Raw genomic sequence first — 18,807 nt, 5'->3', positions numbered from 1 at the left:
GGACGGCCGCATGGATCGCAAGCTGACTTGGTATATTCTGGCCGGCATGGCGCTGGGCGTCATCGTTGGCTACGCCGTCCATGTCGGACTGCCCGCCGACCATCCGTGGTTCGAATATCTGACCAAGACGTTCAAGCTGCTGTCGGACATCTTTCTCAACCTCATCAAGCTGCTCGTCGCGCCGCTGGTGCTGTCGACGATCGTCGTCGGCATCGCGCACATGGGCGACAGCAGCGCGCTCGGCCGCATTGGTACGCGGGCGATCATCTGGTTCCTTACCGCCAGCTTCATTTCGATCGCGCTCGGCCTGCTCATGGTCAATCTGTTCCAGCCGGGGGTCGGCGCGCCGATACCGGATGCCGTCGAGGCGGCAAAGCTGGTCGGCGAGGTGAAGAAGCTCGACGCGTGGGAATTCACCCTCTCGATCTTTCCCAAAAATGCGCTCGAGGCGCTGGCGACGAACAATATCCTGCAAATCCTGGTCTTTTCGATCTTTGCCGGCGTCGCCTTGTCGGCAATCGGTGAAAAGGGTGCAGCGCTGGTCCGCGGCGCCGACGCGCTCGCTGAAATGATGCTGCAGATCACCGGCTATGTCATGCGCTTTGCCCCCTTCGCGGTGTTCGGGGCGATCGCCAAGGTCGTTGCGGCCAGCGGGCTGGGGATATTGGCGACCTATTTCGAACTGCTGGTCGAATTTTACGCGTCACTGGTCTTGTTGTGGATCATTCTGCTGACGATGGGCTGGGTGTTTCTGCGCCAGCGGATATGGACGCTGATCCGCTATATCCGCGAACCGCTGCTGATCGCGTTTTCTACCGCCTCTTCAGAGGCGGCTCTGCCCAAGATGTTCGAACAGCTCGACCGTTTCGGGGTGCCGCGGCGGATTTCGGGATTCATGCTGCCCCTGGGTTACAGCTTCAACCTTGACGGTTCGATGATGTATATGAGCTTTGCGACGATCTTTATCGCGCAGGCTTACGGCATCGACCTGTCGATCAGCACGCAGGTGCTGATCCTGCTGACCCTGATGATCAGTTCAAAGGGCATTGCTGCGGTGCCGCGCGCCAGCCTGGTCGTCATCACCGGCACGCTCGCGCAATTCGGGCTGCCGGTCGAAGGCGTCGCCATCATCCTGGCGATCGACCAGTTCCTCGACATGGGCCGCACCGCGACCAATGTCGTCGGCAATGCGGTGGCGACATCGGTCATCACCAAGTGGGAAGGCATGCTGGAAGAACCAGATCCGGCCGAGATGGACCGGCCACATGCGCCGGCGCACACCGCGCATGGCGGTGCCCGCGGGCTTGAGTTGGCCGAAGATATGGTCAGCGACGAACGCGCTAAACCGAGCGGTTAAAATCCATCGCGGGCTTTAATCGGGGCGCTCGTTGTTCATTCGGGTGTGTCCCTCCGCCGCTGCCGGACGCGGTTCGGGTGCGCTGCGCGGTGGCGCCGCCGGCTGCGCGGACGACGGTTGGCGATCGACCCGGGCGGGACGATCGGGGCGGGGTGCGCGATCAGGCATCATGGAAGGTTCCGGACGCGGCCGACCTGCGCTACCTCCCCAAGAGGGGCGACCGGGATTGACCGCGGTGGGCGGCGCGCCCGTCGCGCCATCGCCCGGGCGGCGACCCGGACGCGAGCCGCGCGGTCCGTCGTTGTCGCGATCGCCGCGGTTCCAGCCCCCGGGACGGTCAGGACGGCCGACGCCGCCATCGGGGCGTCCCGGGATCCCCGCAGCGGGCGGGGTGCCGTCGCCGCGACCCGGGCGCGTACCACGCGGACCATCATTGTCGCGGTCGCCGCGGTTCCAGCCGCCAGGTGGGCCCGGACGCCCATCACCGGGTCGCCCGTCGCCATCGCCTCGGTTCCATCCGCCAGGTCGGCCCGGCTGCCCATCGCCGCGCCCGCCATGATGTTTCCACCAGGCGCGGCGACCGCCCCAATAATTCAGATACTGGCCACGCAGCGGATAGCGATTGCGGGCATTGTCGAACATCCATGTGCCGTAGCCCGGGTAGTAATAATCGTCGTACCACCCTCCGCCAAAGCCAATCTGGGCGAAGCCGCCGCCGTAATCCGATGCGTCGTAGCAATCATAGCCATAGCCATCGTCATAGGCATAGCCGTCGCTGTCATAATAGGTGTTGCCATAGCGCGCGGCGCAATCGCCGCCCGACGCATAGCTCGAACCATAGACGTCGCCATAATAGCAGCCACTGAGCGCCGTTGTGGCGAGTGCACCCAAAGCGATGGAGAGCGGACGGGTAAAACGATGGGGCATCAAACTCTTGGGCATACGCCATTCCTTGAAAATCGGGTCCGGACAGACCGCTCATCTTGGACACCATGCTGCCCGAGTCGAGTTGAATTTGCGGTGAATGGTGTCCGATTGCACGAATAGCGTTACTTGCATCAATGTCAGTAGTGCGTTACGCTAGCGGCGATCGCAGGCCTGACAAGGATTTGACCCGATGAACGCGCCGACGAATATAAAATGGCCCGAGGCCCGATTTGGCCCCGAAACGCAGCATTGGCTGCCGCGCAACTCCGATCGGACGCTCGATCATATTCCCGGCGAAGACGGCATGCCCGTCATCGGCAACACGCTCGAACAGCTCAGCGATTATCGTGGTTTCGCCAACCGGATGGTGGCCACTTATGGCCGCGTCTATCGCAACAACAGCTTTGGCGGGCGCAGCGTGGCGCTGCATGGTCCCGAAGCGAACGAACTCGTCATGTTCGACCGCGAGAAGATCTTCTCGTCCGAACAGGGGTGGGGACCGGTGCTCAACCTGCTGTTCCCGCGCGGCCTGATGTTGATGGATTTTGAAAAGCACCGCGCCGACCGCAAGGTGCTGTCGATCGCCTTCAAACCCGAACCGATGCGCCATTATGCCGACGCGTTGAACGACGGGATCAAGGGTCGCGTCGCGTCGTGGAGCGGCAAGACCTTCCAATTTTACGCGGCGATCAAGAAACTGACGCTCGACCTGGCCGCGACCAGCTTCCTTGGCATTCCCTTTGGTCCCGAGGCCGACAAGGTGAACAAGGCCTTTGTCGACATGGTCCAGGCGTCGATCGGCGTCGTTCGGGTGCCGATGCCCTTCACAGCGATGGGCCGCGGTGCCAAGGGCCGCGCCTATCTGGTCGAATATTTCGGTCGCATGGTGCCCGAGCGGCGCGAGGGGACGGGCGAGGATATCTTCAGCCAGATCTGCCGCGCTCACGACGACAATGGCGAGTATATGAGCGCCGAGGCGATCGTCGATCATATGAATTTCCTGATGATGGCGGCGCATGACACCATCACTAGCTCGATCACGTCGATGGTATGGATGCTCGCGAAACATCCCGAATGGCAGGACAAGCTGCGTGAGGAAATGCTCGCGGTTTCGCCCGCCGGTGAGGGCGTCGGTCACAACAGCCTGGGCGAGCTGGAAATGACCGAATGGGCGTTCAAGGAAGCGTTGCGGCTAGTACCCCCGGTGCCGAGCTTTCCGCGTCGCGCGCTCAAGGATTTCGAATATGGCGGCTATCGCATCCCCGCCGGGACGTCGGTGGGGGTCAGCCCCGCCTATACGCATATGATGGAGGAACATTGGCCGCAGCCCGAAAAGTTCGACCCGATGCGCTTTTCGCCTGAAGTCGCGCGCGAGCGGCACAAATATGCGTGGGTGCCGTTCGGCGGCGGCGCGCATATGTGCCTCGGCCTGCACTTTGCGTACATGCAGGCGAAAATCTTTCTCCACCATGTCATCACCACGCATCGCATAGTCGTTGCTGACGGCTATGAGCCGAAATGGCAGGTGCTGCCGATCCCGCGTCCCAAGGATGGGTTGATGGTGAGTTTCGAGCCGCTCTGAGCTTGCACAGCGCGGCGGCGCACCCCATTGAAACGGGGTGAAAAGCGCTCGGCCTTATCTGATCTGGTTCGCTATCGCCGTGTTGCTCGCGATTGGCGCGATCCGCGGCATGCAATGGGTGCGGGACCATCCCGAGCATATGCCGACCGCGCGCTTCGAGATCGCGCATCCGCAGGGGTGGGCGACACAGCGCAAGCTGGTCGGTCTGGTCAGTGACGATGCTGCGTGTTTTGCGGCGCTCGATCGCGCCGGGGCGGGGTATGAACCGCGTCCGGTGGTCGGCACCGGCGCCTGCCGCGCCAGCCAGCGTATGGTGCTGACCGGCAATCGTTTCGTGCCGACGATGCGCCCGGCCAATGCCGCACCCGGTTGCGCCGTGACCGTTGCGATGGCGCTGTGGAATCGTGACGTCGTTCAGCCACTGGCGCAGAAGCATTTCGGGCAAAAGGTCGTCGCGCTTGAAAATCTGGGCAGCTATAATTGTCGGAGCATCCGCGGGGGGCAGACGCCGAGCCAGCATTCGACCGCCAATGCGATCGACATTTCGGCGTTCGTTCTGGCCGACGGCACCCGCATCTCATTGATCAACGATTGGGACGACGCCGACGTTCGGCGCGAATTTCTGCACGGAGTGCGTGACGGGTCGTGCGACTTGTTCACGACGGTGTTGTCACCCGATTACAACGCTGCCCATGCCGACCATTTCCATTTCGACATGGCGGCGCGAACGGCGGGTTGGTCGGTCTGCCGCTGATTAAACGGTGAAACTTTCACCGCAGCCGCAGGCGCCCTTGGCGTTGGGGTTTTCGAACACGAAGCCCGCGGCGAAATCATCCTCGACCCAGTCCATGACGCTGCCGATCAGGTACAGCACCGAAGCACCGTCGATGTAGAAGACGCCGCCGGGGGTTTCGATCTTCTCGTCGAACTTCACCTCTTCGGTGATATAATCGACCGAATAGGCGAGGCCTGAACAGCCGCGGCGCGGCGTGGACAGCCGGACTCCGATCGCACCTTCGGGCGCCGTCGCCATCAAGGCGGTGACGCGCGCTTCGGCGTTCGGGGTCAGCGTAACCGCCGCGGGGCGGGTGCGGGTCTTGGTTTCGGTCATCACAACATTCCCAGTTCGAGCCGCGCTTCGTCGCTCATATTGTCGGGCGACCACGGCGGGTCCCAGACCAGATTGACCTCGGCGTCGCCGACGCCCGGCACCGCGCCGACGCGCAGTTCGACCTCGGCAGGCATCGACTCTGCGACCGGGCAATGCGGGGTCGTCAGCGTCATCGTAACGACCGCGTGGCCTTCGTCGATCTCGACATTATAGATCAGGCCAAGGTCATAGATGTTGACCGGAATTTCGGGGTCGTAGATGTCCTTGAGCGCGTTGACGACAGCCTCGTACAGGTCACCGCCGACGTTGTGCGGATCGACCGCGGCAGGCTTGGCTGCCAGGAAGCCCTCCAGATAGTCGCGCTTGCGTTCCAGCTTTTCGGGCGCTGTTTCGACATCGGCGACGCGCGCCTTCGGCGGCGCTTCGACGCTTGCCACTTCCTCGACCTTAATCATGCGGTCCTCGCTCATCCGAAAATCCTTTCGACGCGCGACAGGCCATCGATCAGCGCCGCCACATCGTCGTCATTACTGTAAACGCCAAAACTTGCGCGCGCGGTCGCGGGTAAGCCCAGATGCTCCATCAGCGGCTGTGCGCAATGGTGCCCAGCGCGGATCGCGACGCTCGCTTCGTCCAAGATAGTGCCGATGTCGTGCGGATGCACCCCCGCCATCGAAAAACTCACGATCCCCGCGCTGTTTTCGGGACCGAACAAAGTGATGCTGTTCCGCCGCGCCAGCGCTTCGCGCAGCGTGCCAACCAGCACGCACTCGTGAGCGTGGATCGCGTCGATGCCGATCGCTTCGACATAATCGACTGCCGCCGCCAGCCCGATCGCCTCGATAATCGCCGGCGTTCCCGCCTCGAACCGCGTGGGGGCGGGGGCATAGGTCGTGCGTTCAAAGGTCACCCGGTCGATCATCGACCCGCCGCCTTGCCACGGCGGCAGGCTATCAAGCTTGTCGCTCCACAGCACGCCGATGCCCGTCGGACCGTAGAGCTTGTGGCCCGAGAAAACATAATAGTCACAGCCGAGCGCCGCGACATCGACGGGCAGGCGCGGCACGGCCTGACAGCCATCGATCAGCAGCTCGGCGCCGACGCGATGCGCGAGTTCCGCCGCCCGCGCGACGTCGAGCGGGCTGCCGAGCACGTTCGACACATGCGCGAACGCGACCATCGTGTGTTCGGGGGTCAGCAGCTTCTCGGCGGCGTCGAGGTCGACGCAGCCGTCGGCGGTGAGCGGGCAGACATCGACATGCCAGCCCGCAAGCTGCCACGGCACGATATTGCTGTGATGTTCGAGTACCGACAGCAGCACGCGGCCCTTTTTGGGGTACGAGCAGGCGACGAGGTTGATCGCCTCAGTCGCGCCGCGGACAAACACGACCTGCTCCTCGCGTGCGCCGATAAATGCCGCAATCCGCCGCCGCGCCGCTTCATAGGCGAGCGTCATGTCGGCTGATCGGGCATAGACGCCGCGATGCACCGTCGCATAGTCGCGGCCCATCGCAGCGACGGTGGCGTCGATGACGGCTTGTGGTTTTTGCGCGGTGGCGGCGGTATCGAGATAGTGCCAGTTGCCAGCGAGGCCGGGAAACTGCGCCCTAATTCCGTTGGTGTCGAGCGACGTCGAGACACCCCGAGGGCGTGCGCTACCGAGGGGCATCTCGACTTCGCTCGAAGCGAACGGGGAGGAGAGGTTGGTCACACCAACTCTCCCAATTTCGTCAGCGCCAGTTCCTGCAAACGCGCTTCATCCGCAGCGCCGTCGAACACCCCCGCCACAAACGCCTGCAGCATCAGCTTCTTCGCCTCGCCCGGCGGAATTCCGCGCGATTGCAGATAATAGAGCGCCATCGCATCAAGTTCACCGATCGCGCAGCCGTGCGCGCATTTCACATCGTCGGCATAAATTTCGAGTTCGGGCTTTGCGTTGGCGGTCGCGCTGCGATTGAGCAGCATCGCTTTCACATCCTGCGCGCTGTCGGTTTGCTGTGCATCGCGTGCGACCGCGACCTTGCCCAGATAGGTGCCGGTCGCGATGCCGCCCAGCACCGACCGCACCACCTGACGCGAGGTCGCGCCGGGTTCGGCGTGGGTGATCGTGGTGACGATCTCAAGATTCTGCTCGCCGCCGCCGATCTGCGCGGCGCCGAGGTGGAAATCGGCGCCCTCATGCAGCGTGACCGCCAGTTCGATACGGCCATAGTCGCCGCCGATGTTCAGCACATGCAGCGCCGCCACCGCGCCCTTGCCGAGCACGAGTTCGATCTGCCGGATATCGCCCGCATCCTGCACGATCGCGCGGCTGAACGAGCCGCCCGCAGGCACGATAATGCTCTCGGGCGCGGGTAGCGGCCAAGCCGCAGTGACCGCTTCAATATCGCTGTAGCGCCACGCTTCGTCGCGACGGGTGGGGAGGGCGGCCGTCGTCAAACCAAGACCTCCCCCATATCGTCACCCCGGACTTGATCCAGGGTCCACGCGGTCATGGATGCCGGATCAAGTCCGGCATGACGATGAAAAGCAGGGCGAGCGAAAATCATCACGCCGCAATCTCCGCATAGCCGTGCGCTTCCAGCTCACGCGCCAGCTCTGGGCCGCCCGACTTCACGATCCGCCCCGCGGCCAGCACATGCACAAAATCGGGCTGCACATAGTCGAGCAGGCGCTGGTAATGCGTAATCAGCAGGACCGCCTTGTCGGGCCGCCGCATGATGCTGTTGATGCCGTCGCCGACGGTGCGTAGCGCGTCGATGTCGAGGCCGCTGTCGGTCTCGTCGAGGATTGCCAGCCTAGGGTCGATGATCCCCATCTGCACCATCTCGTTGCGCTTCTTCTCGCCGCCCGAAAAGCCGACGTTCACGGGGCGCTTGAGCATGTCCATGTCCATCTTGAGCAGCGCGGCTTTTTCACGCGCGACCTTCAGGAACTCGCCGCCCGACAACGGCTCTTCGCCGCGCGCCCGGCGCTGGGCATTGAGCGCCTCGCGCAGGAACTGGACGTTCGACACGCCGGGGATTTCGACGGGGTATTGGAAGCCGAGGAAGAGACCGGCGGCGGCGCGCTCGTGCGGTTCGAGGGCGAGCAGGTCGAGCGTCTCGGTGGTTCCCGTTCCCCGACGAAAGTCGGGGCCCAGTTCGAGCGCGCCATCTGGACCCCGGCTTTCACCGGGGAGCACGTCGGGCGTGAACATCACCGAACCCTCGGTGACCTCGTAACCCGGCCGCCCGCCGAGGACATAGGAGAGCGTCGACTTGCCCGCGCCATTCGGTCCCATGATTGCATGGATTTCGCCCGCATTGATGCTGAGCGATAAGCCCTTCAGGATCGGCTTTTCGGCGACGGTGGCGTGGAGGTTTTCAATTTTGAGCATTGCGTTCTCTATCATTTCTTCGTTGCGAGGTCCTGACGCAGCCCGTCACGCAAGCTGGTGTCGGACGATGCGATCATGGTTTCCGCTGTTTGCTTGGCGGTCGTCGCGGGGATCCCCAGCGCAACCGATCGAGCTCGAACGGCGGCCACCGCCTTTGAGCGGGCGCCCTTGCACTTTGCGAACGCTGCGTCGATCGCTTCATCAATCGTCGCAAACTTTGGTACGACTGCTCGTGCCCGTTCCTGTACGCACCGCGAATAGTCGGCGACCGGCTGCATCTCCGGAGGATAATGTTGCGCGACGGCCGGCGTCGAGGCAAAGGCCGCAACGATTAGCAGTATTGACGCCTTCATTATCCCACGCTCCCCTCGAGTGAAATCCCGAGCAACTTCTGCGCCTCGACCGCGAACTCCATTGGCAGCTGCTGCAGCACTTCCTTCGCAAAGCCGTTGACGATCAGCGCCACCGCTTCCTCCGCCGCAAGCCCGCGCTGCATCGCGTAGAAGAGCTGGTCGTCGCTGATCTTGCTCGTCGTCGCTTCATGCTCGACGGTCGCGGTGGGATTGCGGACCTCGATATAGGGTACGGTGTGCGCGCCGCTCAGCGAACCCAGCAGCAGGCTGTCGCACTGGGTGAAGTTGCGCACCCCCTCGGCATTCGGTGCCACGCGAACGATCCCGCGATAGGTATTGTTCGATTTGCCCGCGCTGATCCCCTTGCTGACGATGGTCGAGCGCGTGCGCTTGCCATTGTGGATCATCTTGGTGCCGGTGTCGGCCTGCTGGTAATTGTTGGTGACCGCGACCGAATAAAATTCGCCGACGCTGTCGTCGCCGTTCAGCACGCAGCTCGGATATTTCCACGTCACCGCCGAGCCGGTTTCGACCTGCGTCCACGACACCTTGCTGCGCTTGCCCTGGCACAGCGCACGCTTGGTCACGAAATTATAGATACCGCCCAGCCCCTCGGCATTGCCGGGATACCAGTTTTGCACCGTCGAATATTTGATCTCGGCATCGTCGAGCGTCACCAGTTCGACCACCGCGGCGTGCAGCTGGTTCTCGTCGCGCATCGGCGCGGTGCAGCCTTCGAGGTACGATACATACGCGCCCTTGTCGGCGATGATCAGTGTGCGCTCGAACTGCCCGGTATTTTCGGCATTGATGCGGAAATAAGTGCTGAGCTCCATCGGGCAGCGCACGCCCTCGGGCACATAGACGAACGTCCCGTCCGAAAAGACCGCGCAATTGAGCGTCGCGAAATAATTGTCGTGCATCGGCACGACCTTGCCGAGCCACTTCTGCACCATTTCGGGATATTCGCGGATCGCCTCCGAAATCGACAGGAAGATTACCCCGGCGCGCTTCAATTCCTCGCGGAAGGTCGTTGCGACACTGACGCTGTCGAACACCGCGTCGACCGCGACCTTGCGCGCGCCCTCGACCCCCGCGAGCACTTTCTGCTCCTCGATCGGGATGCCGAGCTTTTTATAGACTTCGAGGATCTCGGGATCGACCTCGTCGAGGCTGCCGAGCTTGGGCTTCGGCTTCGGCGCTGCGTAATAATAGGCGTCCTGATAATCGATCGGCGGCACGTTGAGCTTCGCCCAGTCGGGCGTCTCCATCGTCTGCCAATGACGAAACGCCTTCAGCCGCCAGTCGAGCATCCATTCGGGCTCGTTCTTTTTCGCCGAAATGAAGCGGACCGTATCCTCGGTCAGCCCCTTGGGCGCAAAGTCGGTCTCGATGGTCGAGGACCAGCCATGCTCATAATCGGCGACCTTCGCCGCGGCATCGTGCGCGGCCTGGTCTTTCACGGGGAGGTCTGTGTTGTCGGTCATATCAGAATTCCGTTCGCCTCGAGCCCTTCGACACGCTCAGGATTCGAGAGGCCCATTGGTCGTGTGCGGTCGAGGGGTGTCTCGACTTCGCTCGACACGAACGGGTACGGTTTGGTTGGTGCGACGGATAAGGTCGCTAAACTAATCTCCGCCAACGCACCCCGCACCGCCCCGTTCACGACGCCCCAATGCGGCTGGACCTTGCAGCTGCCTTCGAGCGAGCAATCATGCCGCCCTTCGGCGACGCAGCTGGTCAGCGCGATCGGCCCTTCGACGGCTTCGATGATATCGGCGATGCTGATCGCCGCCGCGGGTCGCGCCAGCCGCACCCCGCCGCCGCTGCCACGCGAGGCCACCAGCAGCCCGGCACGCGCGAGGCCGCTCACCAGCTTTTGCGCGGTCGGCCCAGGAATCCCCGTCTGTTCGGCGAGCATCCCGGCATGAATCGGCACCGACCCACATTGGCGAGCGGCGGCGCTCATCAGCACCACGGCGTAATCGGCAAGGTTGGACAGACGCATGCTGGCTTTTCGAGCTCTCTATCGCGCGCAAATTGCGAACGATTCTTAAGTGGAGTAAATCGTTCCACTTATATAGGCGAGGGTCGTGCGCGAAGCAACCAACGGGCGCTTTCGCCCGCCAAAGAAAAAAGGCACCCATCCGGCCGAAGCCAAATGAGTGCCAAGATGAAGGTCTCAGTCCTCTGAAAGAGGTGAGCTCTTCTGGGTCGCAAGTCGGGATTATGCCCGCGCGATGATTCGCGATTGGACGGAAACGCCAAAAACGGCTTGGCTCATATTTTGATGGTTAACGGGGCGGGGCGGGGCGGGCTAACCCGCGAAACTGATTCGTCATTGAGAGGAGCCGAAGGCGATGCAGCAATCCAGGGTCCGCGCATATTGCCCGGGATTGCTTCACTTCGCTCGCGATGACGATGGTGGAACGTGAGGGCCTATGTTTCCGACACGAGCGGGCTGACTTTGCCGGCGAGTTGCTTGCGGCCTTTCGTGGTCGCTTCGGTATAACTCGTTGGTTTGCTCAGCTGCCCCGGGGTTGCGCCGGCGAAGCGCTTGATCTCACGGATCAAGTGAGACTGGTCGTAAAAGGCGTCGCCGAGCTGCGCCGAATCGAGCCCTTCGCCGCGTGCCAGCGCCGACGTGGCGCGTACCGCGCGATATTTGCGTGCCAGCATCCGCGGCGACAGGCCGTAATAATGCTTGGTCATCCGCTCGACCGAGCGGATCGACATGCCGGTCGCATCGACCAGGTCGGGGACCTGCGGTGACGGCGAAGCGGTCAGCCAGGAGTCGACGGTGCGGATGAACCACAGCGGCGCGGGTTCATTCCGTTTCAGCACCTCACGCGCAAAATTATTGCCGATGACCAGCCGTGCCTCGACGTCCGCGGCCTGTTCCAGCGCCGCCGCAACCTCGTCGATCCACGGTCCGAACAAGTCGGCGGCGTCGATGGCGCGATCGGTCAGCTTTTCGGCGTCATCACCCATCAGCGTTGCCCAGCCGGCGGGCAGCAAACCAAAACCGAACAATTGCGCCGGACCGTTGCTGATCGCGCGCACGCGTCCGCTGGTCGGCCCGATGATATTGGCGCGGCAGACGGTGGACCGATGACCGTCGGCAAACACATATTCACCGTCGGCATTGGTGACGAACCGGAATTGCGGCCGGTCGGCGCGCTCATATTCGTCGAATTTGGGCAAGTTGAGCCGCGCAAAATAAAAGCTCGACACCATGTCCGCCAGATCGGGATCGGGCGGAAAATAATGTAGTTCGAACGGCGCAACGCCGTCCACGCCCGATAGCGAGGATGATGTTTCTGACATGACGACCCAGACCCCGACAGCCATTCCCCCGGCTGCCTTATTATCTGAAACAAATCATTTGCGTTTCATCCCTGCGCGTCAAGCGCGAACTTTGTTTTTTTATTAGCTTTTCTGGGCTGCGATCCATGCATCGACGCGGCGTTCGAGGATGTCGAGCGGCACCGGACCCGATTCAAGCACGACATCATGAAAGGCTCGGAAATCGAATTTGTCGCCCATTGCCGCCTGTGCGCGGCCACGCAATTCCATGATCTTGAGCTTGCCGATCAGATACGCCGTCGCCTGTCCCGGATAGACGATATAGCGTTCGATCGCCTTTTCGATGTCGCCATCGGGGTTGGGCGTATTGTCCTTGAGATATTTGATCGCCTGCTCGCGGCTCCACCGTTTGTCGTGGATGCCGGTATCGACGACCAGCCGGCACGCACGCCACAGCTCCATGCCCAGCCGCCCGAAATCGCTGTAGGGATCGGTATAGAACCCCATGTCCTTGGCCAACTCCTCCGAATAGAGGCCCCAGCCTTCGGTATAGGCGGTGAAGCCGCCAAAACGGCGAAACGGCGGCAGGCCGGTCAGTTCGGTCTGCACCGCGCGCTGCAAATGATGCCCGGGGACACCCTCATGATAGGCCAGCGCCTCAAGCTCGGTCTTGGGCATGTCGCGCAGGTCGTACAGGTTCACATAATAGGTGCCGGGGCGCGATCCGTCGGGCGAGGGTGATTGGTAAAAGGCCTTGCCCGCCGATTTTTCGCGGAACGCCTCGACCGCTTTCACCTGCAACGCCGCCTTGGGCAACGTGTTGAAAAAGGCGGGAAGCCGCGCTTCCATCGCCTTGGTCCGCGCATCGACCTCGGCCAGATAGGCCTCGCGTGTCGTGTGATAATATTGCGGACTGGTCCGCAGATGCTCGAAAAACTGCTGCAACGTGCCTTTGAAACCGACCTTGGTCATGATCGTCTTCATCTCGCCATGGATGCGCGCGACCTCGGACAGGCCCAGGTCGTGGATCTGCGTCGCGGTCATGTCGGTCGTCGTGTAATTGGCGAGCAGCGCTTCGTAATAGGCCTTGCCGTCGGGCAGGCGCCACACCCCGTCCTGCGTCGGTGCGCTCGTCTGCTGGCGCTTCATTTCGGTGAGCAGGCGGCCATAGGCCGGACCGGCGCTGTCGGCCCACGCCGCCTTCGCCGCGGTGGTCAGCCGCGTCTTCTCGGCGGCGTCGATGTCGAGCTTGGCGACCTTCGCGGCAAGATCCTCGACGACGGCGTTGTTCTGCCCTTGCAGATTGCCGATGTCCGAGATCAGATAGGCATAGACCCACTTGGGCGGCTGGACGCCGTTCGCGGCGCGGGCTGCGGACTGCGCGGTCAGCGCGTCGAGAACGGGGCCAAGGCCGCGGATGCGTTCGATATAAGCTTCGGCCTCGCCGACATCTGCAACGCGGTGGATGTTGATCAGGAACGCTGGGAGCTGGCTCTGCGGACCGTTCATCTGGTCAAAGACATAGCCGCGGTCGCGGAACGGGAACAATCGTTCGGCGCGCGCCGCCTGCGCGTTGAACAGCTCGAACGACAGTGCCTCGTCGGTCGACATGGCGGCGGGATCGAAGCTACCGCGCATCGCCTCGGCGGTCGCCTGCTGCAATTTGTGGCTCGCGACCGCGGCATCGTCGCTGACGTCGTTCCAGCGGCCGTAATCGCCATCGCGAATCCCGCGATACGCTTTGCCCTGTGGGCTAAGCGACAGCTGCGCGGCGTCATAATTGTCGAAGAATTGCGCCATGTTCGCCCCAGCCGGTGCGACGTCGGGGGTCGGCGCCGATGCCGCCGTCGCGGGTGCTTGCTGCACGGCGGCCGGCGCGCAGCCTGCCAAGGCGAGCAGGGCCACGCCGGTGGACAGACGAGCAATGATGCGAAGCTGCGACACGATTTTCTCCCGGTTTTTCCGATGGGTTTTTGGTGATGCCCAATAGGTTGAGGCGGGGCTTGCCATAGCCGCGCAGGACGCGCAATGGCGGGCCATGTCGCTGTTCGCTTCCGCCGCCGATGTCGCTTATGCGCTGGTCCGCCCGATCGTCCACGCCACCGATGGCGAGGCGGCGCACAATCTGACGCTCAGCGCTTTGCAGCCGCTGCCGCGCGCGAGGTCCGCGCTGACCAGCCCGGTCCTGGCGACCGAACTGGCCGGTCTGCATTTCCCCAATCCGGTCGGACTGGCGCCCGGTTTCGACAAGGACGCGCGTGTCGCCCACGCCATGCCGCATTTCGGTTTCGGCTTTGTCGAGGTCGGAACGCTGACCCCGCTGCCGCAGGACGGCAATCCGCGACCGCGGCTATTCCGGCTGGTCGAGGATGGCGCAGTGATCAACCGCTTGGGGTTCAACAACGGCGGGCAAGCGGCGGCGGCCGAGCGGATCATATGCCTGCGCCGCCATGGCCTGCCGGTGCCGCTCGGCATCAACATTGGCGCCAACAAGGACAGCGCCGACCGCATCGCCGATTATGCGAAAGGCACCGCCGCGATGGCGCCGCTCGCCGATTATCTGACGGTCAACATCAGTTCGCCGAACACCCCCGGCCTGCGGGCCTTGCAGGACAAGGGGTCGCTTGAGGCGCTGCTCGATGGTGTCGCGGCGGCGCAGCCCGCAGGGGCGATCAAGCCGGTGTTTCTAAAGGTCGCGCCCGACCTTGAACCCGCCGACATTGACGACATCGTTGCCGTTGCGATCGACAAGGGCTTGGCGGCGGTGATCGTGTCGAACACGACGATTACGCGCCCGCCGTTGGCGTCGCGCCATGCGGCGGAGGCGGGTGGCTTATCGGGCGCACCGCTCGCCGATCTGGCGTTGCAGCGCGTCCGCGATTTCCGCGCCGCCAGTGGCGGACAGGTGCCGCTGGTCGCCGCCGGCGGGATCGCGACGGCGGCGCAGGCTTGGGACCGCATCCGGGCGGGTGCCAGCCTGATCCAGATTTATTCGGCGATGGTCTATGCTGGCCCCGGGCTCGCGGCCCGGATCGCGCACGGATTGGAAAAGCTGGCGATCCGCGACGGGTTCACCCGCGTTGCCGACGCGGTGGGTACCGAATAAACGAGTATGCCCTCCCGCCTGCGGGAGGGGGACAAGACTTGCGTTGACCAAAGGCCCGGGCCAATGTCGCGCCCATGTTGAAAAGACTCATGCCGCTTGCTGCGCTTCTCGCCCTGACCCTTCCATCCCTCGCGCTCGCACAGGGCGTCACCTCGTCTGCCGATTCGCGCGCGACCGAAGCAGGGCGTCAGATTTTGCATCAGGGCGGCACCGCCGCTGACGCCGCTGTCGCGATGGTCGCGGTTCTGACGCTGGTTGAGCCACAGTCCAGCGGCATCGGCGGCGGCGGCCTCATGCTCTACCACGACGCCAAGGACGGCAGCATTTCAACGATCGATGGCCGCGAAATGGCGCCTGCATCCGCAAAGCCCGATCGCTTTCTTGGCGCCGATGGTCAGCCGCGCGAGTATTCGGATGCCATTCCCGGCGGGCTGTCGGTGGGTGTCCCCGGCAATATGCGGCTGATGGAAATGGCGCACAAAAAATGGGGCAAGCTGGAATGGGCGGCGCTGTTCCAGCCTGCAATCAAGCTGGCCGAGGAGGGGTTTGAGGTCAGTCCGGTACTTAACAATTGGCTGACGCGGTTCGAGCCCTTGTGGAAGGATTTTCCGGCGGCGCGCGCGATCTATTATGTCGATGGCAAGCCCGCGCCCGTCGGGACGCGGATCAAGAACCCGGCCTATGCCGCGCTGCTGCGCGATATCGCTGCGCGCGGTCCCAACGCATTCTACAGCGGCGCCAACGCAAAGGCGATCAGCGATGCGGTGGCCAAGGCGCCGCGCAACAACGCGCAAATGACCGCCCGCGACATCGCCGCTTATAAGGCGAAGGAGCGCCCCGCGGTCTGCACCAGCTATCGCATCTACAAAGTGTGCGGCATGGGGCCACCTTCGTCGGGCGCGACCACCGTCTTCGGCATCCTCGGAATGATCGAGGGCTGGGACATGAAGACGATGGGCCAGGACAATCCGATGAGCTGGCACCTGCTCGCCGAGGCCATGCAGCTGTCCTATGCCGACCGCGGCGCCTATCTGGGTGACGGCGATTTCGTCGATGTCCCGGTGACGGGTCTGCTCGACAAAAAATATCTGGCCGAGCGCCGCCAGCTGATCTCGCCGTTCGGCGCTGCCGGGATATATGAGCCCGGTACCCCGCCCGGCGCCAAGCGGCGCGCCGCCGCACCGCCGATTCCCGAGCAGGGGACGACCCATTTCGCCGTGGTCGATCAGGCGGGTAACGTCGTGTCGATGACCTCGACGATCGAAAGCATTTTCGGCAGCCATCTGATCGCCAACGGCTATTTCCTCAACAACGAGCTGACCGATTTCGATCTCGCGCCGACCAAGGACGGGGTGCCGACCGCGAACCGCCTCCAGGCGGGCAAGCGTCCGCTTTCGTCGATGTCGCCGACGATCGTTTACGGTCCCGACGGCAAGGTCGTGCTCGCGGTCGGTTCGGCAGGCGGCAAACGCATCATCATGCATGTGACAAAAGTGCTGGTCGGCGTGCTCGACTGGGGGCTTGATGCCAAGACGGCGATGGAATTGCCCAACCTCTATTTCGGCGACAAGGGCGTGCTGATCGAAGACACCGACGCCGGGCAGGCGATCGCCGCAAAGATGAAACCCTTCGGTTATAATTTCACGCCCACCGACCTTGGCTCAAAGCTCAATGCGATCGAGCGCGTCGGCAATGGCTGGCGCGGCGCCGCTGATCCGCGCGGTCCCGGTACATCGGCGGTGGATGGCGCGCCGCCGCAGGGCTAAGATACAAAGATAACGGATAGAAATTCCGGGAGAGTGAGAGGCATGAAGCTGGACAACCCCCATCTCGACCATTTTCCCAGTCTGGTCGCGATGTTCTTCGATCGCGCCGCGCTGGGCGGCGAGGATCCGTTCCTGTGGCGCAAGGCCGATCGCATTTGGCACCCGCTCAGTTGGCGCCAGGTCGCAAATCAGGTGGCGGCGCTGGCGCATAATCTGCGCGAACTGGGGCTCAAAGACGGTGACCGGGTGGTGCTGATCAGCGAAAACCGTCCCGAATGGTGCATCGCCGATCTGGCGATCATGGCCGCCGGGTGCATCACCGTGCCGACCTACACCACTAACACCGAACGCGACCACCAGCATATCCTCGACAATAGCGGCGCGAAGGCGGTGATCGTATCGACCGCCAAGCTCGCGCGCACACTGATGCCGGCGGTAACGCGCTCCGATGCGCATATCGTGATCACCATGGAAAGCCTGCGCGTTGGTCAACAAGGTGACATCGCGGTGCGTGACTGGGCGCCGCTTGTCACCGGCGGTGAGGCGTATCTCGACGAAACCAAGGCGCGCGCCGCGACGATGACGCGCGACGACACCGCGTGTCTGATCTACACCAGCGGCACCGGCGGCGCGCCGCGCGGCGTGATGCAGCATCATGGCGCGATCCTGCACAATGCGGCGGGCGCGGCGGAAGTGCTCGTCAACGACTTCGGCATCGGCGACGAAGAGGTGTTCCTCTCCTTCCTGCCGCTCAGCCACGCCTATGAACATTCGGGCGGCCAGTTCCTGCCGATCATGGTCGGGGCGCAAATCTATTACAGCGAAGGCTTGGAAAAGCTGGTTTCGAACATCGAAGAGACCCGCCCGACGATCATGGTCGTCGTGCCGCGGCTGTTCGAAGTGATCCGGGCGCGGATGATCAAGTCGGTCGAAAAGCAGGGCAAGCTCGCCAACTGGATGCTGAACCAGGCGCTGCGCGTCGGCGAAAAGGATTATGAGCGCCGCATGGGCGTGCTCGATCGGCCGGTCGACATCATCCTCGACAAATTGTTCCGCCCCAAGATTCAAAAGCGATTTGGTGGGCGCATGAAGGCGTTGGTCTCAGGCGGCGCACCACTCAATCCTGAAATCGGTGTCTTTTTCCACTCGATCGGGCTGACCTTGCTGCAAGGCTATGGCCAGACCGAGGCGGGGCCGGTGATCAGCTGCAACCGGCCGAGCGCCGGGATCAAGATGGACACCGTCGGCCCGCCGCTGATGAACACCGAGGTCAGGATCGCCGACGACGGCGAGATCTTGGTGCGCGGCGAGCTGGTGATGAAGGGCTATTGGCGCAACCCGGCGGAGACCGAGCGGGTGCTCGTGGACGGATGGCTGCACACCGGCGACATCGGCCATATCGACGCGCAGGGCCGCATCGTCATCACCGATCGCAAGAAAGATCTGATCGTCAACGACAAGGGCGACAATGTCTCACCGCAGCGCGTCGAGGGGATGCTGACGCTCCAACCCGAAATCCTTCAGGCGATGGTCTATGGCGACAAGCGACCGCACCTTGTCGGGTTGCTGGTCCCCGATCCCGAATGGCTGGCGGAATGGGCCGACGCAGAAGGTCTGCCGAAAGACTTGTGCCGACTGCGCGAGCATGAAAAATTCCGCGCCGCGATCCGCGCTGCGGTCGATCGCGTCAACGGTCAGTTGTCGGTGATCGAAAAAGTCCGCAAGTTCGACTTCGCCGATGAAGCCTTCTCGATCGAGAATGAGCAGATGACGCCGTCGATGAAGATCCGCCGCCATGTGCTGCGCGAGGTCTATGCCGACAAGATCGCGGCGCTGTACAAGGGCTGATCGTCGCCCCCGAGGAGGCGGAGCCGCTGTTGGCTAACATCCCGTCTGTGCTGGACTGCCACCAGCCCCCGC

General features: G+C 63.2%; 17 protein-coding genes. 6 read left to right on the top strand and 11 right to left on the bottom strand.

The window, feature by feature from the left end; translation table 11 throughout:
- Positions 1 to 10: 10 nt before the first annotated feature.
- The gene (locus ACQY6T_RS09140) at positions 11 to 1,357 is read left to right on the top strand and encodes a dicarboxylate/amino acid:cation symporter (protein ID WP_428630471.1); all 1,347 of its coding nucleotides are present in this window, start codon (positions 11 to 13) and stop codon (positions 1,355 to 1,357) included.
- Between the two features lie 15 nt (positions 1,358 to 1,372).
- Here the strand turns inward: ACQY6T_RS09140 and ACQY6T_RS09135 are convergent, their stop codons facing one another.
- Positions 1,373 to 2,299 carry a hypothetical protein gene (locus tag ACQY6T_RS09135; protein WP_428630470.1) on the bottom strand — a complete coding sequence of 309 codons (927 nt, stop codon included), beginning with the start codon at positions 2,297 to 2,299 and terminating at the stop codon, positions 1,373 to 1,375.
- A 175-nt stretch (positions 2,300 to 2,474) separates the two neighbouring features.
- Between ACQY6T_RS09135 and ACQY6T_RS09130 the strand changes: the two genes are divergently transcribed.
- Positions 2,475 to 3,866, top strand: a complete 1,392-nt coding sequence (locus tag ACQY6T_RS09130; protein ID WP_428630469.1) for a cytochrome P450 — start codon at positions 2,475 to 2,477, stop codon at positions 3,864 to 3,866.
- A 37-nt stretch (positions 3,867 to 3,903) separates the two neighbouring features.
- Positions 3,904 to 4,620, top strand: a complete 717-nt coding sequence (locus ACQY6T_RS09125) for an extensin family protein (protein ID WP_428630468.1) — start codon at positions 3,904 to 3,906, stop codon at positions 4,618 to 4,620.
- Here ACQY6T_RS09125 and ACQY6T_RS09120 read toward each other — a convergent pair whose 3' ends face one another.
- The 10 genes from ACQY6T_RS09120 to ACQY6T_RS09075 form a co-directional block, all read right to left on the bottom strand.
- Positions 4,621 to 4,977 carry a HesB/IscA family protein gene (locus ACQY6T_RS09120; protein WP_428630467.1) on the bottom strand — a complete coding sequence of 119 codons (357 nt, stop codon included), beginning with the start codon at positions 4,975 to 4,977 and terminating at the stop codon, positions 4,621 to 4,623.
- A complete protein-coding gene (locus tag ACQY6T_RS09115) occupies positions 4,977 to 5,447 on the bottom strand; it encodes an SUF system Fe-S cluster assembly protein (protein ID WP_428630466.1) in 471 nt (156 codons plus the stop codon). The genes ACQY6T_RS09120 and ACQY6T_RS09115 overlap by 1 nt, the downstream gene beginning before the upstream one ends.
- Positions 5,444 to 6,646 carry an aminotransferase class V-fold PLP-dependent enzyme gene (locus ACQY6T_RS09110; protein WP_428632614.1) on the bottom strand — a complete coding sequence of 401 codons (1,203 nt, stop codon included), beginning with the start codon at positions 6,644 to 6,646 and terminating at the stop codon, positions 5,444 to 5,446. The genes ACQY6T_RS09115 and ACQY6T_RS09110 overlap by 4 nt, the downstream gene beginning before the upstream one ends.
- A gap of 38 nt (positions 6,647 to 6,684) precedes the next feature.
- Complete coding sequence (locus tag ACQY6T_RS09105) at positions 6,685 to 7,416, bottom strand: SufD family Fe-S cluster assembly protein (RefSeq protein WP_428630465.1); 732 nt, start codon at positions 7,414 to 7,416, stop codon at positions 6,685 to 6,687.
- Positions 7,417 to 7,525: 109 nt separating this feature from the next.
- Positions 7,526 to 8,356, bottom strand: coding sequence for a Fe-S cluster assembly ATPase SufC (sufC, locus tag ACQY6T_RS09100; protein ID WP_428630464.1), 831 nt, complete (start codon positions 8,354 to 8,356; stop codon positions 7,526 to 7,528).
- A gap of 11 nt (positions 8,357 to 8,367) precedes the next feature.
- Positions 8,368 to 8,709 carry a hypothetical protein gene (locus ACQY6T_RS09095; protein WP_428630463.1) on the bottom strand — a complete coding sequence of 114 codons (342 nt, stop codon included), beginning with the start codon at positions 8,707 to 8,709 and terminating at the stop codon, positions 8,368 to 8,370.
- Positions 8,709 to 10,196 (bottom strand): Fe-S cluster assembly protein SufB, encoded by a 1,488-nt coding sequence (sufB, locus tag ACQY6T_RS09090; protein WP_428630462.1) that lies wholly within the window; start codon positions 10,194 to 10,196, stop codon positions 8,709 to 8,711. The genes ACQY6T_RS09095 and sufB overlap by 1 nt, the downstream gene beginning before the upstream one ends.
- Complete coding sequence (locus tag ACQY6T_RS09085) at positions 10,193 to 10,717, bottom strand: RrF2 family transcriptional regulator (RefSeq protein WP_428630461.1); 525 nt, start codon at positions 10,715 to 10,717, stop codon at positions 10,193 to 10,195. Before ACQY6T_RS09085 ends, sufB begins: the two co-directional genes overlap by 4 nt.
- A 431-nt stretch (positions 10,718 to 11,148) precedes the next feature.
- Positions 11,149 to 12,060, bottom strand: a complete 912-nt coding sequence (locus ACQY6T_RS09080) for a helix-turn-helix domain-containing protein (protein ID WP_428630460.1) — start codon at positions 12,058 to 12,060, stop codon at positions 11,149 to 11,151.
- 78 nt (positions 12,061 to 12,138) lie between these two features.
- The gene (locus ACQY6T_RS09075) at positions 12,139 to 13,959 is read right to left on the bottom strand and encodes a DUF885 domain-containing protein (protein ID WP_428630459.1); all 1,821 of its coding nucleotides are present in this window, start codon (positions 13,957 to 13,959) and stop codon (positions 12,139 to 12,141) included.
- 94 nt (positions 13,960 to 14,053) lie between these two features.
- Here ACQY6T_RS09075 and ACQY6T_RS09070 point away from each other — a divergent pair, with 94 nt between their 5' ends.
- The 3 genes from ACQY6T_RS09070 (at position 14,054) to ACQY6T_RS09060 (ending at position 18,735) form a co-directional block, all read left to right on the top strand.
- Positions 14,054 to 15,121 carry a quinone-dependent dihydroorotate dehydrogenase gene (locus ACQY6T_RS09070; protein ID WP_428630458.1) on the top strand — a complete coding sequence of 356 codons (1,068 nt, stop codon included), beginning with the start codon at positions 14,054 to 14,056 and terminating at the stop codon, positions 15,119 to 15,121.
- Between the two features lie 74 nt (positions 15,122 to 15,195).
- Positions 15,196 to 16,887 (top strand): gamma-glutamyltransferase, encoded by a 1,692-nt coding sequence (ggt, locus tag ACQY6T_RS09065; RefSeq protein ID WP_428630457.1) that lies wholly within the window; start codon positions 15,196 to 15,198, stop codon positions 16,885 to 16,887.
- A gap of 42 nt (positions 16,888 to 16,929) precedes the next feature.
- Positions 16,930 to 18,735, top strand: a complete 1,806-nt coding sequence (locus tag ACQY6T_RS09060; RefSeq protein WP_428630456.1) for an AMP-dependent synthetase/ligase — start codon at positions 16,930 to 16,932, stop codon at positions 18,733 to 18,735.
- Positions 18,736 to 18,807 lie beyond the last annotated feature (72 nt).

The organism is Sphingopyxis sp., assembly GCF_965279725.1.
Taxonomy (GTDB): Bacteria; Pseudomonadota; Alphaproteobacteria; order Sphingomonadales; family Sphingomonadaceae; genus Sphingopyxis.
The sequence above is the reverse complement of the archived record's forward strand: the minus strand, read 5'-3'. Positions and strand labels throughout refer to the sequence as shown.

What these genes read in the sequence shown, in the direction of transcription:
- ACQY6T_RS09140 (WP_428630471.1), top strand. Translation starts at nt 11, where the DNA reads ATGGATCGCAAGCTGACTTGGTATATTCTGGCCGGCATGGCGCTGGGC.
- ACQY6T_RS09135 (WP_428630470.1), bottom strand. Translation starts at nt 2,299, where the DNA reads ATGCCCAAGAGTTTGATGCCCCATCGTTTTACCCGTCCGCTCTCCATC.
- ACQY6T_RS09130 (WP_428630469.1), top strand. Translation starts at nt 2,475, where the DNA reads ATGAACGCGCCGACGAATATAAAATGGCCCGAGGCCCGATTTGGCCCC.
- ACQY6T_RS09120 (WP_428630467.1), bottom strand. Translation starts at nt 4,977, where the DNA reads ATGACCGAAACCAAGACCCGCACCCGCCCCGCGGCGGTTACGCTGACC.
- ACQY6T_RS09115 (WP_428630466.1), bottom strand. Translation starts at nt 5,447, where the DNA reads ATGAGCGAGGACCGCATGATTAAGGTCGAGGAAGTGGCAAGCGTCGAA.
- ACQY6T_RS09110 (WP_428632614.1), bottom strand. Translation starts at nt 6,646, where the DNA reads ATGCCCCTCGGTAGCGCACGCCCTCGGGGTGTCTCGACGTCGCTCGAC.
- sufC (WP_428630464.1), bottom strand. Translation starts at nt 8,356, where the DNA reads ATGCTCAAAATTGAAAACCTCCACGCCACCGTCGCCGAAAAGCCGATC.
- ACQY6T_RS09095 (WP_428630463.1), bottom strand. Translation starts at nt 8,709, where the DNA reads ATGAAGGCGTCAATACTGCTAATCGTTGCGGCCTTTGCCTCGACGCCG.
- sufB (WP_428630462.1), bottom strand. Translation starts at nt 10,196, where the DNA reads ATGACCGACAACACAGACCTCCCCGTGAAAGACCAGGCCGCGCACGAT.
- ACQY6T_RS09085 (WP_428630461.1), bottom strand. Translation starts at nt 10,717, where the DNA reads ATGCGTCTGTCCAACCTTGCCGATTACGCCGTGGTGCTGATGAGCGCC.
- ACQY6T_RS09080 (WP_428630460.1), bottom strand. Translation starts at nt 12,060, where the DNA reads ATGGCTGTCGGGGTCTGGGTCGTCATGTCAGAAACATCATCCTCGCTA.
- ACQY6T_RS09070 (WP_428630458.1), top strand. Translation starts at nt 14,054, where the DNA reads ATGTCGCTGTTCGCTTCCGCCGCCGATGTCGCTTATGCGCTGGTCCGC.
- ggt (WP_428630457.1), top strand. Translation starts at nt 15,196, where the DNA reads ATGTTGAAAAGACTCATGCCGCTTGCTGCGCTTCTCGCCCTGACCCTT.
- ACQY6T_RS09060 (WP_428630456.1), top strand. Translation starts at nt 16,930, where the DNA reads ATGAAGCTGGACAACCCCCATCTCGACCATTTTCCCAGTCTGGTCGCG.